This window comes from Rhodoferax sp. GW822-FHT02A01 (assembly GCF_038784515.1).
Lineage (GTDB): Bacteria > Pseudomonadota > Gammaproteobacteria > Burkholderiales > Burkholderiaceae_C > Allorhodoferax.
In genome coordinates, this window is the sequence record NZ_CP152376.1 from 1,003,275 (window position 1) to 1,017,034 (window position 13,760).

The 13,760-nt window shown below is 53.0% G+C and carries 13 protein-coding genes; 1 reads left to right on the top strand and 12 read right to left on the bottom strand.

The annotated features are described in order from the left end of the window. Window positions 1–315: 315 nt before the first annotated feature. The 5 genes from AAGF34_RS04765 to AAGF34_RS04785 form a co-directional block, all read right to left on the bottom strand. Window positions 316–1,923, bottom strand: coding sequence for a methyl-accepting chemotaxis protein (locus AAGF34_RS04765; RefSeq protein ID WP_342619487.1), 1,608 nt, complete (start codon window positions 1,921–1,923; stop codon window positions 316–318). 58 nt (window positions 1,924–1,981) lie between these two features. Further along, window positions 1,982–2,440, bottom strand: a complete 459-nt coding sequence (locus AAGF34_RS04770; RefSeq protein WP_342619488.1) for a cache domain-containing protein — start codon at window positions 2,438–2,440, stop codon at window positions 1,982–1,984. Between the two features lie 803 nt (window positions 2,441–3,243). Continuing rightward, window positions 3,244–3,951 (bottom strand): RraA family protein, encoded by a 708-nt coding sequence (locus tag AAGF34_RS04775; protein WP_342619489.1) that lies wholly within the window; start codon window positions 3,949–3,951, stop codon window positions 3,244–3,246. A gap of 1 nt (window position 3,952) precedes the next feature. Continuing rightward, the gene (locus AAGF34_RS04780) at window positions 3,953–4,804 is read right to left on the bottom strand and encodes an acetoacetate decarboxylase family protein (RefSeq protein ID WP_342619490.1); all 852 of its coding nucleotides are present in this window, start codon (window positions 4,802–4,804) and stop codon (window positions 3,953–3,955) included. A gap of 186 nt (window positions 4,805–4,990) precedes the next feature. After that, window positions 4,991–6,112: a branched-chain amino acid aminotransferase gene (locus AAGF34_RS04785; protein ID WP_342619491.1), complete on the bottom strand. Its 1,122-nt coding sequence runs from the start codon at window positions 6,110–6,112 to the stop codon at window positions 4,991–4,993. Between the two features lie 151 nt (window positions 6,113–6,263). Here AAGF34_RS04785 and AAGF34_RS04790 point away from each other — a divergent pair, with 151 nt between their 5' ends. Then, a complete protein-coding gene (locus tag AAGF34_RS04790) occupies window positions 6,264–6,740 on the top strand; it encodes an Lrp/AsnC family transcriptional regulator (RefSeq protein WP_342619492.1) in 477 nt (158 codons plus the stop codon). A gap of 124 nt (window positions 6,741–6,864) precedes the next feature. Here AAGF34_RS04790 and AAGF34_RS04795 read toward each other — a convergent pair whose 3' ends face one another. The 7 genes from AAGF34_RS04795 to AAGF34_RS04825 form a co-directional block, all read right to left on the bottom strand. After that, the gene (locus tag AAGF34_RS04795) at window positions 6,865–7,569 is read right to left on the bottom strand and encodes a Crp/Fnr family transcriptional regulator (protein ID WP_342619493.1); all 705 of its coding nucleotides are present in this window, start codon (window positions 7,567–7,569) and stop codon (window positions 6,865–6,867) included. After that, complete coding sequence (locus AAGF34_RS04800) at window positions 7,566–8,393, bottom strand: hypothetical protein (RefSeq protein ID WP_342619494.1); 828 nt, start codon at window positions 8,391–8,393, stop codon at window positions 7,566–7,568. Before AAGF34_RS04800 ends, AAGF34_RS04795 begins: the two co-directional genes overlap by 4 nt. A gap of 140 nt (window positions 8,394–8,533) precedes the next feature. After that, entirely contained in the window at window positions 8,534–9,157 is a 624-nt protein-coding gene (locus AAGF34_RS04805; protein ID WP_342619495.1) for a DsbA family protein, read from the bottom strand. Between the two features lie 146 nt (window positions 9,158–9,303). Further along, the gene (locus AAGF34_RS04810; RefSeq protein WP_342619496.1) at window positions 9,304–10,488 is read right to left on the bottom strand and encodes a pyridoxal phosphate-dependent aminotransferase; all 1,185 of its coding nucleotides are present in this window, start codon (window positions 10,486–10,488) and stop codon (window positions 9,304–9,306) included. Between the two features lie 235 nt (window positions 10,489–10,723). Continuing rightward, on the bottom strand, window positions 10,724–11,587 hold the full coding sequence (locus tag AAGF34_RS04815; RefSeq protein ID WP_342619497.1) for a 3-hydroxybutyryl-CoA dehydrogenase: 864 nt from the start codon (window positions 11,585–11,587) through the stop codon (window positions 10,724–10,726). A 92-nt stretch (window positions 11,588–11,679) separates the two neighbouring features. Then, window positions 11,680–12,597 carry a 3-hydroxyisobutyrate dehydrogenase gene (gene mmsB, locus AAGF34_RS04820; protein WP_342619498.1) on the bottom strand — a complete coding sequence of 306 codons (918 nt, stop codon included), beginning with the start codon at window positions 12,595–12,597 and terminating at the stop codon, window positions 11,680–11,682. Window positions 12,598–12,636: 39 nt separating this feature from the next. After that, window positions 12,637–13,758: an enoyl-CoA hydratase/isomerase family protein gene (locus AAGF34_RS04825; protein ID WP_342619499.1), complete on the bottom strand. Its 1,122-nt coding sequence runs from the start codon at window positions 13,756–13,758 to the stop codon at window positions 12,637–12,639. Between the last annotated feature and the right edge of the window lie 2 nt (window positions 13,759–13,760).

The following is a 13,760-nucleotide window of genomic DNA, read 5'->3' on the forward strand; positions in this document are numbered from 1 at the left end:
TTGGGTAGCTGAGTCCAATCCCACGTATGTATCTCTGCGCCGTCGCGCACTTCGTGCGGTGGTCGTAAATCAGTCAACTTGACCTCAGGTGTCTTGATCAGGATGAGCAGTGCCTCTTGTACGAGCATCTGGCACGCTGTGCCTGCCCATAATCCGTACGTTGGCAAACAGGTAACCATGATGGACCTGGGCTGAACCGAACACATGCACCACCGGACCCAGCAGGCGCTCAGCGCCTATGTGCGTGTCAATCGGCGCGGTGGCGATCCACAGAAATTCGATGCGGATCCCTGCAGAGAGCTTAGTTGCGTTATCTCATTGATCATTAGAACTTTGGTGTCCGTCTTTACCTTGCTGTGAAATTGAATCAATACGAAAAAAAGAGATCGAACGGACTAGACCGGCAGCTTGCAGTCTGAGTGACTCCGCGGCTGCAGCACTTTCTTCGACTAACGCTGCATTTTGCTGAGTGTTTCGGTCTATTTCAGAAACCGCTTCGTTGACGTCATGAATCGCTCGAGCCTGGTCAGCAGTTGCATTAGAAATTGAACTGACCATGGCACTTACCTCTTCAATAGAAGACACAATTAGCTTCATCGTGTTTCCTGCTGCATGAACTATATCAGTCCCAGAGAGAACCTTTTCCGAGGAAGCGCCTATCAGAACACGAATTTCCCTGGCCGCATCACTACTGCGTTGCGCCAGACACCGAACTTCACTTGCTACGACAGCAAACCCTCGACCCTGCTCTCCTGCTCTAGCTGCCTCAACAGCGGCATTTAAGGCCAGTATGTTTGTTTGAAAAGCGATCCCATCTATAGTGCCAACTATTTCGTTGATCCGCTTAGCCTGCGCACTGATAGCATCCATAGTTTTCACTACTTCCTCAACGTCTCGTCCCCCCTGCAGGGCCAAGCTTGCTGAGTCTACGGCCAAGCTACGCCCTTGATTAGCAGTCTCGACGGAAAGCTTAAGCGCACTTGTTAAACTCGCTACTGAATTGGAAATGAACTGCAAAGCCGACGCCATTTGTTCGGTTCGCCTTGCTAGGTCATTATTTCCAGTGGAAATTTCGCCGGCGGCCGCGTCAATTTGCTCTGCTCCATTGCGAATTTGACCGATCATGGCATTTAGGCGCTGAGCTACATCTTCGAGGGCTGTCAATACCTGACCGGTTTCATCGCTATTCGTTTTCACCTTGCGCATTCTCAAATTTCCATTGGCAACTTCTTGAGCTATCTGAACAGCTATCTGCAAGGGGAGAACGATTCGCCTAGAAACAGCGATTGTAATTGTCACTCCAATGAATAGTGCTAGGGCAGAAATTCCAATCGAGACACGATTTCCAAGGCTCATTTTGGCGGTTGTTTCCAATCCGCTAGCTTCTGCTTGTTGCACCTTATGTCTGAATAAGGCACGCAATTGATTTCTGGTCTCGTTGTAAGAACTCTCGGCGGTGCTCATCATCACTGCAGCGGTGCTAATATCAACATCTTTCATGTCCAATGTATCTGCAGCGGCTTTTGCATATTTTTTAAAGGCACTATTCAGAGAAACTAACTTTTCCACTGATTCGGGGTCATCTAAAAGAACCTCATGAAAATGGTCCAGTTGCTGTTGAATTGCCGTGAGCTCTGAGAATATCCTCTCATCAAGAGACTTAATGACGGACGGTTTGAGACCCGCGCCAGCATACGCCATGCTTTGCATAACCATCGCGTTTACCGCTACTGCACGCTCTTGTAATTCGGCAACCTTTGTGACGTTAACCATGCTTTTTTGAGTCAAATAATCCAACGTCTCGGATGTGGCGCTAGAACTCCAATATCCGAATATAGTAACGAAAATGAGACACAACAAAACCAAACCCGGCGCCAAAGCCACTTTAGTCATTAGCAACAGATCGTCAAAGTTCGATTTCACAAGATGTGCTTTCTATAGGTGACCTTGTAGAGACATTAGGGAAATTAGCTTTTTTTCTTTACCTATACACCCCTACAAAAACAAATCCATCGAAGTTGGGAATTCGCTTTACATAGGAAGACTTTCCCTCAACTTTTTTGGATACAGGGTTAGTGAAGTCATAGTCAACCCATCCGTCACCTTTATTGGCGACACTTATCATCTCCTGAATAAACAACTTTCCATTTTGGTCTTTGAACTCAATCAGTACTTTTCCGATAAGTTTTTGATTCGCGCCGTGCGCAAGAACTAGTCCTTTATTATCAAGAACTGAGACATATAGATCTTTATTTACCCACAAGCCATTTCCCGATGAAAAATCATTGAAAGCCGCGGAATTCCCTACCTGCTTAATGTGGGCCAACGCCGCGTTGACCATGTTCTTAGCTTCTTCTTTCGTTCCACGCTCCTGCGCAATGGAGGAAAGGGAAATAAATGCAGCTATCAGCGCAATAAAAAGTCCGCGAATTGGGCTCATCTTCTTTTGATCCTTCAAAGTATTTGAATTGATGCTAAACACCCTCCTACTATGTACTGAAGATGATTTATTTACAGTCATCCAAACGACATAACTACCATCATTGCTAATTCACTTGTATTCGCACACGTGGATCGAATAGATATGCTGGTCGTCGTACAGATAAAATAACGATTATTCGCCTGCGACAAATGTCAATGTGCAGTTGACCAGCGTGCTCGCAGGGTTTCCCTGTCAACTGCACTTTATGCCCGAGCTACCATACACTGCAGAAACCGCCTAGCCCGTACGTCTTCCCCATGTTGGTCTGATAGTAGAAGTTTCGCCGGTTCTCACTCTACCTGCATTGCTCCAGGGCAGACCGGCGACAGAGTACTTATTGGGCAGATGGCAGCGGGAAAGTTATCCATGACTCGGGCGGCGCCGATCGTTTCGGAGCGCATGCTACAGAGAATGTAGCTCCATACGACATAAACGATGACTGCGATCTTCAGTTGGACTACATTACCTTGTTCTTACTTTCGCTAACGTTACTGCGTCGAATGCGCCATCTAGTGAGGCATCATCGACGAAATGTCGATGTCTATGGAATACGAAACCGCTTCACATATGGCGCTTTAGGCTACGAAGTAGTGGTCTTGCCCTGCCCAATTGCATTTTACAAACCGGTGCAACGTAGTCTACATAGGTGCGAAGCCGTCGCAATATTGAAGATGCTAGGCCAGTCGACATGGTAGTAACTCCGTGAACAAGAAATGTATAGATTGGGATCGACAATTATCAGAAGCTCCTGTGGCTCATGCTCACTCTTCTATAGCACCACCAGTTGAACGCAAATGTTGCCTGAACGTCACAGTCGCGTCTACCTTTCGAGCAGCTAGAAACTCATCAAAGCACGCCTGCTGTCTGAAGGTAATACCATAATGCATACGTGCCGCTTGACTACGTTCAGTGTCCCGAATTGTGGTGGCCAGTTTCGCCACCTCTTGAGCGTGGCTCAGCGGGATAAAGATTACCCCGTCATCGTCACCAAGTACGAAATCGTCGGTAGTGATTGTATGCTCGCCGCAATTGGCAGATAAGAGCGCATCAGCCTCCTGTATATCCAGCCTTTGTGGCCCGACAGGTAATGTACCCATACTGAAAATTGGTAGCCTAATGGTTCGTAGTTCAACTGAGTCACGGTGCAAACCCCAAATGACTATGCCGCACATACCTGCTCGCGCCGTTTCCAACGTCACCAAATCGCCCACACAGGCCTCTTCCAGGCGCCCACCATTGTCGACCACCAGCACGTCTCCAGGCTCAGACCGATTGATGGCTTCAAGAAATACGTCAACACTCCCATAGTGTCGTGAAGGGCGCGCGCGCCCCACTACATGCGTACCATTCCAGAGTGGTCGGATTCCCACTGGGGCACAACGAACCGAGATTCCCAGGCGCATGCAGGCATCAGCGACGTGCGGTGTGGTGAGGTCCAGATAGGTGCGTTGAAGTCTTACAGTATCCATGTCATTTCTCCTCGGATAAAATATATGCAGGGGTGCGGCGAAGATCTCGCAGCAAATGATTGTTTCGGTTTGTCATGGCGATCGAATATCTCCATCCGCGGCCGACTCGAATGGGACGCAATGCAGACAGCGGCTCTGTTGGGGAGTCGAACACCGTTAGTTCTGCCGTCCCTGACCAAATGGGGCTTGCATGCACATTCTCGGCTTGAAGGCGAACTAGCTCGCAAACCGCTGGGCGATCGTGCTGCCCTTCGAAAAGCGAGGGGAAGTGCCTTAGTGCCACGATGGGCCGGCTTCCGAATGTAACCGCAGAGTCGTCTGCAAGCTCTGAGAGCCTCACATAACCTTCAGCGAGACGTCGGTCTTTGAGTGCCACCGTCCCTGCAAAGATCGCACCGCTTTCCAACTTTGGAGACGCAATCGAAGGTACACCCATGGACCGCGTGATCCACACTGAGCCAATCTTCTTCGGGTAGCCCAGGGCCCAGCCGCGAGCCAGCGAAGTATCCTGGTCGACCACTATATAGGGACAGTACTGCATCAACTTCCCCTCATACTGAACGCTAACCAGCACAATGCACTCGCGGTACTGCGCTCGGATTGGATCCAGCAGCTCACCCCCTGTGTCCGTGCAAGCTTGCCAGTCGACAAAAGAGACTGTCATCAAGCCGCGCTCGTCAGGGTGTAGCCCCAAGCCAGGCGGCAGTAGCGCCTCAATGTCCAAAGGTTTTACCCAGCACTCGACAGTGATGAAGTCGGCCGCGTAATGCCACGGTGGATTTGGTGCAATACTGGCTTTCCCATCATGGGAAAAAGGCCCCATGAAACCCTGTGCGGCAGCGAAGCGTGTCATTCAGAACTCCTGTGTTGAAAGATGCCAACTACGCAGCATTTGCGTTGCGCATACGAATGTACTAATTTGCTGGGAAGCGGATGGCATGCGGTCTGCTACCCATGTAGCGGTACTGATAGTCCGCAGGTTGGTCGCGAGTAGAAAACACAGTTTTGTTTGGACAATCGCATTTTGCTCTTTCCTTGCTTATGACAGCCTATCCAACCAACCGTGCGTGTCAGCCGCACGTCCCAATTGAATGTCCGTCAGTGTGTATTTCAAGCGCTCAGTGATGGGATCTGGGCCACCGTCACCGTCACCGTCACCGTCACCGTCACCGATGGTGAAGCGATGTTTGCGTCCCCTGACCTCTCCAATCGGTGCCACCACCGCTGCCGTACCGCAAGCGAAGGACTCCTGCAATCGACCGCTCTTGGCATCGTCTTGCCACTGATCAATTGAGTAAGACTCTTCACGAACAATCAGTCCTATGTCATCGGCCAAAGCGATGAGCGATTCCCTAGTAATGCCAGCTAATATCGTACCGTTCAACGGTGGTGTCTGTATCGATCCGTCAGCGAACACGAAAAAGACATTCATTCCTCCGAGTTCTTCTACCCAACGGCGCTCCACTGCGTCAAGGAAAATCGCCTGATCACATTGCTCGCGGATTGCTTCGGCCTGTGCACTTAGGCCAGCCGCATAGTTGCCACCACATTTGACGTCTCCCGTTCCACCTGGGGCTGCACGGGTGAATTTGTCTGAAACCCAAAGTGTCACTGCAACAACTCTGCGGCTGAAATAGACCCTAACTGGTGACGCAACTACGCAATAGAGATAGTCTGTCGACGCTCGGACACCGCGAGCAGATTCGATTGCGACCATGAACGGCCTCAAGTACAGTGCGTGGCCTTGAGTAGAAGGTATCCATGCGTTTTCCACGCGCACCAGTGCACGCACGGACTCCGTGAACAAAACCTCTGGTAATAGTGGCATTGCCAGACGGGCTGCTGATCTGCGAAAACGCTGTGCATTCGCATCGGGACGAAACAGTTCCGTTCCACCTCCATCCAAACGATAAGCCTTCATGCCTTCGTAGATTTCTTGAGCGTAATGACACACTAGTGCAGCGGGGTCGAGGCATAAAGCCTGGCGAGGGCCGATCGTTGCGTCATGCCAGCCTCTATCCTCTGAATATCCGATTGTGGCCATGTGATCTGTAAAAACCTGGCCAAAACCTGGGGCACGAAGCAGTGCCCGCCTCTCATCTTCGCCCACCGGGCATAGATGGCGCTCCACACGAAAGCGCGGCGATGAACACGTTGTCACTCCTTAACTCCTTGATCCGAGGCTAGCCGCATAAAAATCAAAGCGGCAATATTAGGCCAATCGCATTAGAATTTGGTTGCGTTAATGACAAATTGCACCTCAATAGTGGCATGTAATGCTTTGCGTATTGACAATCGTAAAATCAAATTCCATGCAATTCAACACCATCAAAAATCTCGATGCGATTGACCGTCGAATACTTCAGGCTCTTCAAGAAGATGGGCGAATTCAAAATGTGGAACTTGCGGAGAAGGTGGGGCTATCGCCGTCTCCGTGCCTACGCCGAGTCAAGATCCTTGAGGAGTCTGGCGCTATTGAGAGGTACGTCGCATTATTGAACCCGTCAAAACTCGGCATCGGATTGACCGTCTTTGTCCGCATTTGGCTAACAAGCCAAGATGCGCGAACGATTGAAGAATTTACGGCTGAAGTGCAGCGATTCCCTGAGATCGTTGAATGCCATCTCATGGCAGGCGATTGTGACTTTTTGCTTCGCGTTGTTGCGGCCGACCTCGACGCCTACAGACGCTTCCAGGGTGAGCATCTGACGCGTATAAAAGGTGTTCAAAGTGTGAAAACTGAAATTCCCATGCAAAAGATAAAGTTGACTTCGCAACTCCCACTATAAGCGGGCATTCGCGTTTATTGATAGAACTTCGATTGCCATGACCACCTACCGTCCATCAAGTCACTATCGATCGCAGTGCAAAACTCTCGGGGGTGACGGCGCCTCTCCCACGGAACAACACATTTCAATTCGCCGCAGTAAGATAGGTGATCAATCTTGGTACGTGCACACTGACGAAACCTCGACGACGTTCGCTTCGGATCAACCCTGACTGCTTCAACATGTTGAGTGCCATATTCACCCGCTGACGTGAAAGCCCACACATTAGGGCCAGTTGATGCTGCGGAATTAAAATCTCCTGTGTGGTGCCTATTCGGTCATCAGCAAGCATCATGAGTGCTTTTGCCACACGCACCTCCGGTCCAAGCAGCCGAGAAGCCACCAGCATTTCCACGAAAAAACCCATACGAGTGTTCATTATTTCGCAAAGGAAGTGATTGAATTCAATTGATGAGTTGCGCAACAGCTCAAAGGTTTTCAACGGGAGCCCACACAGTCTTACCGGGGTAAGGGCTCGGAGGTCGTAGCGACGCGGCTCTCTTTTCAGCAAAGAGCCTTCCCCGCCCCATTCGCCTTCTCTAAGGCAGTACAAAGTGGTCTCAGAACCGTTTGTACTCGTTACGTACATCTGCAGAATGCCCTGCATGAGACCATACCAATCCGTGCAGGGATCCCCCGCGCGAGCAATATACTCCCCTGCGAAGGCCAGCCTCTCAGTTGCAGTATTCAATACCAGTGAACGCAGCTCGGAAGGCAGAGAGCGATACCATGGCCAGTGCTCCAAGAACGAAGGAAGCGAGATCTCTGCTGAGTTGCCATTCTCCTTCATATCCCTTGCCGCAAAGCAATGCTGTCAGCCTCCTTCTGAAGCCGCTCCCACGAGCCTACGGCTCGCATACGTCTCGCCTCCTTTCCCTGCAATAGAATCTGCCTATCACGCAGCCATCGATGGTGCGCAACACCTTGCTCAGTTTGCCAATGGCCTTCGCTCTCTTGGATCACGTTACTTGCGAAGGAAAGAGATCCTGAGACTAGGATGTGCGTGTGTATGTCTTTCGGATCTAGTCGAGTGCAGACTTGCAGCATAGCAATAGCTGCGATACAACGTTGACACCAATTGGTCGCCCATTTACCCGACTGGGCTTCAGCGAGTAGATATGCCAATGTGCACCCCGACACAAATACATCCTCTAGCACTCTGAACGGCTTGGCAAATTCAGAATACCCATCGCCCGGCACCAACTGCGCAGTGTCCAAACGAACTGAATCGAAACGAACTTCTGAATGGGAGAGCTCGGGCACAACGGCCTGCGAACGCGCAACTCCCCAACTGACACCGAATGAACTTGAAGGTAGTTTCACCATCACAAGGCTACCTGCTCCCTTCTGAGGGCCATCGCTACGCCTTGCAAGTACCAACAAGGCCAGATTTTCTACTCCGCTCAAAGCCCACGACTTCTGTCCATGCAAGTGTGGAATTCCGCTGCGGTGATCCACTTTTGTAGTGATCTCGGTCACCTTCCGGCCGGTTTCATTGGCGCAAAAGGCAACGACCTCGCCCGCCTCCGCTAAATTGGGGAAAGCCGCTTGAATCGCTCCCTGGTATCCACTAAAGAACGCCCAGGCAAGTCGATCAGCCTTGTGCGCAGCCACAACGCTATCGGAGAACGGATCTCGACCAACGGTTGTCTTTTGAACTGATCGCCATACGGGTAGCCACTGAGTCAGCTCAGTATATGTAGCACGAGCATCGACTGCAGACAACAGAGAGACTAGGAGTGGGCGCATAAATATTAACTCCGCGCGACACCGAACTCAGCGTCGGCAGCCCTACGGTACGCCGGCTGATCGAACAGATCAGGCTCATTGAGAAAGTGTCGGGCCCATTCAACCGTATCGCTTCCCCAAAATAGCTTGTTACGAACAATCAAAGTCGATACGCCAAAAACGCCGAGATCTATGGCCCACTGGGTGTTACCTACCAACTGCTGCTTTACTTCGGGCGAAGAGATTAACGCTTGGACATCGGTCACCTTGAGCCGCCTGCCTAACGCCATCAGCTCAATTTCGGGGTCACGCCCTTCTCCGTAAACGAAGTGGAATGCCGATGAGACACTTTCATCAGACGCGCCCAACGCGACAAGAAGGCGCAGGGCCGGAAGCGGGTTAAAGGGGTGCCGCGCTGGCATGCAAAACGGCAATCCTTGCTGGCCTGCTGCCCATACGCAGTATTGGTAGGTATGAAGACGTTTCGATGGAACTTCAGCCGGTCCCTTGGTTCCCCAATGCTTCAGCAGTCCTGCGAAAAGAACGGGTACGGCCCGGATCTGCAACTGATCGCGCAGAGGTCCGAGCTTATGGAAATGTAGGTACGAAAATGGCGATACGAGGTCAAAAAACCAAAGTGCTTTCTCCATATCGACCATCCTTGAAAGTATCAAAAAGCTTAATTCGTAGTCTATTCTGCCGTGTAAATCTATCATTCCACGATGTCGAGAAACAGATCGAACAGCTTAAACCGCAATTCGACGAACCAATTCTAAATTGTCAAACTCTTCTTCATTTACGGTCGAAGAGCGGCAAGCCTAGACACAGCCTCCTGTAAATGCGCCATTGAGTTTGCTGTGGAGAAGCGAACGAACTTCGCCGACTCGGCCCTTCCGAAATCCCTTCCGGGCGAGATTGCGACATGGGCTCGTTTCATGGCCTCAAATGCGAAGTCCCAGCTATTCGAAACGTTCCAGGCATCAAACCAAGACGAGCAATCCGCCCATGCATAAAAAGCACCATCCGGCATTACTGGAACTTTGAATCCGATCTTCTCAAGCGCTGGGATAAACCAATCGCGGCGTGCCTTAAACTGAGCGCGGCGGCTCTCGAACTCAGCAATGCTGTCGGGCTCGAAGCATGCAAGTGCGGCGTGCTGAGCAACAGCGTTGGGACACAAGAAGAAATTTTGTGCAAGACGTTCGATTACTGGGATCAAAGGTTCGGGAGCCACAACCCAGCCCAGACGCCACCCGGTCATGCAGAAATACTTTGAGAAGCTGTTGATGCTGATAATGTTCTCATCGATGGCAAGTCCAGTTTGCCCAAAAGCAACGTCGTGGCTCAGCCCAAGGTAAATCTCGTCGAGCAGCGTTATACCTCCCTTGGACTGAACGTAGGCATGTATGCGACGCAACTCTTCAGGATGGAGAGACGTTCCGGTGGGGTTGGACGGCGAAGCGAGCAACACGCCACGCGTCTTGCCCCCCCAATACGCTTCAACCTTATCTGCGCTAAGCTGGTACCGCTCTGCTGCAGTAGTAGGTACCATCACAGGTTCACCCTCTGCAGCAATGATGAAATGCCGATTGCACGGGTAACTTGGGTCTGGCATCAAGACTTCATCGCCGACATCAATCAAGGCTTGGCAAACAAGTTGCAATGCGGCCGAGGCACCGGCAGTCACCACGATTCGGCGCGCTGGAACATTTACGCCGAAACGTTGCCGGTACCAATCGCTGATGCGCTCACGCAGCACCTCCAGACCAATTGCTGGAGTGTACTGCGTGGTGCCGTCGCGCACGGCGCGCACTGCCGCCTCCTGAACCAGTGGCGGTGCGGTGAAGTCCGGCTCACCAATGGTTAGGAAGACCATCGGCTTGTCGCCGTGGGCGAACTGACGCGCCAACTGCGAGGCGGTCTTGGCCACCTCCATCACATAAAACGGCTCAATGCGCTCAGCGCGCTTGGAAAATCTCATAAGTCAAGTTCGATTAAAGTTTCATCACTCGGCACTTAGTCGCCATCCCTTCGCCAACCACAAGATGTCCAGCAGTACTGCTGCGGCGGTGACGTATGCCGACTGTCACACTCTATTAACGCGCTTTCATGTCACAGCGTGAAGTGGCGAAACTGACTTATTCTTTGCCAATTCAGACACATCTGACACGCTTCCGCACGACTACGGGTAAGCGTTAGAACCCAGACGGGGCGCTCTATGCTGCCGCCTTGCCGTAGGCATAGAAGCCCTCGCCGGTTTTGCGTCCCAGGCGGCCGGCATCCACCATCTCCTTGAGTAGCGGAGCAGGTCGGTACTTCGGGTCGCCGAATCCTTCATGGAACACCTGCATGACGGCAAGCATCGTGTCCAAGCCGATCAAGTCGGCCAAGGCCAAAGGCCCGATGGGATGATTGCAACCGAGCTTCATGCCGACGTCGATCTCCTCGGCGCTGGCGAGGCCCTCCTGCAGGACGGAAATGGCCTCGTTGATCATCGGGCAGAGAATGCGGTTGACCACAAACCCGGGACTATTCTTGACTGTGATGGGACTTTTGCCGATGGTCCGGGCAAAAACCAAGGCCTGTTCAAGCGCTTGGTCTGAAGTCTGCAATCCACGTATCAGCTCCAGTAGTTCCATCAAGGGAACTGGGTTGAAGAAATGCATTCCGATGCAGCGGCTCGGGCGATCCAGGACAGCAGCCAATTGCGTGATGCTTATGGATGAGGTGTTGGTAGCAATCACAGTATCGTTGTTGACTGCCGCCTCGATATCACGGAGGATCCGCAACTTGATGTCAAGCCTCTCCGTGGCCGCTTCGATCACCAATCCTGCGCCGCGCAATTCCTGATATGAAACTGTCGGAAAGATTTTGTTAAGCACAAGATCCTTATCGTCAGCGCACAAGGTATTTTTCTTTACCAGTCGATCCAAGCTCGCTCCGATGGTCGAAATACCACGTCGAAGCTGGCTGTCGGATACGTCTAGCATCGTGACATTAAGTCCAGCCATTGCACACACTTGCGCGATGCCATTGCCCATGGTTCCGGCACCGATAACACCAACATGTTGTACGTTCATGATGAGTACTACGAGATGAGAGTCGCCCCCAACCGGGAGCCTGAAAATTGTGCAGCCTGAATTGACACAGCACGCCTATGTTTACTGCAGTTTCACTGCGAGTTCGCCAGCAATTTCACTACGCTGGAAAAGTCCAGTTCGCCACGGCCGGCATGGCGATTCATGGCGTAGAGATTGCGCGCGAGTTCACCCAGAGGAATGGGCGAACCGATCGCCATGGCGGCTTCTGCAGCAAGGCCCAAATCCTTCAGCATCAAGTCATTGCCAAAGCCTCCGCTATACCCGCGTGAGGCGGGCGCGTTTTCCAGCACGCCCGGCCACGGATTGCACACCTCGGTGGCCCAGCTTCGGCCAGTACTCACAGCCATCATTAGCGAGAGTGCTTTGGGATCCAAGCCGTGCGCCACGCCCAAGGCAATGGCCTCGCCGGTAACCGCCATGATGACGCCCAAAGCCATGTTGTTGCACAGCTTGGCCACCTGTCCCGCTCCGGCCGCTCCCATGTGGAAGATGTTCTTTCCCATGGCATTGAGCACGTCTCTGGCACGCTCCAAAGCGGCGGGATTTCCCCCCACGATGAAAGTCAGAGTCCCTGCCGTGGCGCCGGCTGTGCCGCCAGACACCGGCGCATCGATCATCGCCAACCCGTGCGCCTCTGCGGCGCGCGCCACCTTCTGCGCGGATGCTGGCGCAATGGTGCTGCAGTCGATCACCAGCGTGCCTTCACGCATCGCGGCCAATAGGCTAGGCTCATCCCCACTACCCAGGTAGAGCAATTCAACATGCCTGCTCGCGGGCAGCATCGAGATCACGACGTCCGCGCCTTCAACCGCTTGGTGAGCCGATGTGGCGGTGCCGACGCCATACTCCCGGACCTTTTCCAGGGCCGATGCACTTAGGTCAAAGGCCGTCACCAGATACCCGGCCTTGACCAAGTTCATGGCCATGGGCCCGCCCATGTTGCCCAGCCCGAGGAAGGCGATGCGTTGAGTCTGATTGTTCTGCGCCATAAAGGTCTCCGATATGTAGGTTGAGGGGGGGAATCTGACTTACGCAAGGTCAGCCAGCGGATGCGCGCCGTCAAAGCGCGGCCGCAAAAGAGAATCAAGGTGCGCTTGGGTGACGCGCTCGAGTGAATCGGGCTGCCAGGCGGGACACTTGTCCTTGTCAATCAGCAACGCGCGCACGCCTTCGGCAAAGTCCCCGTGAACGCAGCAACCAACGGAAGCTTGGTACTCCAACCGGAATACGTCCGCCAATGAGCGGTGGCGCGCATATTGCGGCATGATGAACGACAATCTTGCCGATGTCGGAGAACCTTTCGCAAAAGCCCGTGCAGACTGTGCCAGCCATGGCTCGGCATCTCCTTCCAAGGCTTTTAGCCGATCTGCAACGTTCATCAGGTCGTCGTGGCCGATGATCTTGTCGATGCGCCCAAGCGCACTCGCGGCCTTCGCCACAGGCGCATCCACAGCGTTATGGCGATCCAAAATGTGGCTCAGGCGTGCTGCATCAGCAGCACATTGGCCTTGCCAACGCTCGTGGCTGAGCGCCTCGATAACTGCAGGCAGAGCGCCTGCGTCCAACACGAAATCGGCAAGACCGGCAAAGCATGCGTCGACAGCGTTCAGAGGAGCTCCCGTTAAGGCAAGGAACATCCCGAGCTTGCCAGGCGCGCGTGGCAAGAACCAACTGCCTCCGACGTCGGGATAGAGTCCCAGACTGATTTCCGGCATCGCCAGCCGGGTGCCCGGTGTCGCGACCCGATGCGAGGCACCTGCCATCAATCCGATGCCGCCCCCCATCACGGTGCCGTGCCCCCAACACAGCACAGGCTTCGGATAGGTGTGAATGAGGTAGTCCAGCCGATACTCCCGCTCGAAGAATGCTGCGGCATCGGCGGGAATCTGCTCCAATGGCACGGCACGGATCGCGCGATGCAAGGCAACCACATCGCCTCCGGCGCAGAACGCCTTGTCACCCGCTGCATCAAGGATCACACCAACGACGCTAGGATCTTCGGCCCAAGCTCTCAACTGCGGGTCCAGTCGGTTGACCATCTCGATCGACAAGGCGTTCAATGCGCTCGGGGCATTCAGAGTGGCGTGGCCAAAAACGTGGCCAGACACCGTTTGCAACCGTTGAAAAACCACTGATTCCTGTGCTTGCACGA

Bases quoted from the DNA above. Each gene is read 5' to 3' on its own strand.
- AAGF34_RS04770 (WP_342619488.1), bottom strand. From the start codon at position 2,440: ATGAGCCCAATTCGCGGACTTTTTATTGCGCTGATAGCTGCATTTATT.
- AAGF34_RS04775 (WP_342619489.1), bottom strand. From the start codon at position 3,951: ATGGATACTGTAAGACTTCAACGCACCTATCTGGACCTCACCACACCG.
- AAGF34_RS04780 (WP_342619490.1), bottom strand. From the start codon at position 4,804: ATGACACGCTTCGCTGCCGCACAGGGTTTCATGGGGCCTTTTTCCCAT.
- AAGF34_RS04790 (WP_342619492.1), top strand. From the start codon at position 6,264: ATGCAATTCAACACCATCAAAAATCTCGATGCGATTGACCGTCGAATA.
- AAGF34_RS04795 (WP_342619493.1), bottom strand. From the start codon at position 7,569: ATGAAGGAGAATGGCAACTCAGCAGAGATCTCGCTTCCTTCGTTCTTG.
- AAGF34_RS04805 (WP_342619495.1), bottom strand. From the start codon at position 9,157: ATGGAGAAAGCACTTTGGTTTTTTGACCTCGTATCGCCATTTTCGTAC.
- AAGF34_RS04810 (WP_342619496.1), bottom strand. From the start codon at position 10,488: ATGAGATTTTCCAAGCGCGCTGAGCGCATTGAGCCGTTTTATGTGATG.
- AAGF34_RS04815 (WP_342619497.1), bottom strand. From the start codon at position 11,587: ATGAACGTACAACATGTTGGTGTTATCGGTGCCGGAACCATGGGCAAT.
- mmsB (WP_342619498.1), bottom strand. From the start codon at position 12,597: ATGGCGCAGAACAATCAGACTCAACGCATCGCCTTCCTCGGGCTGGGC.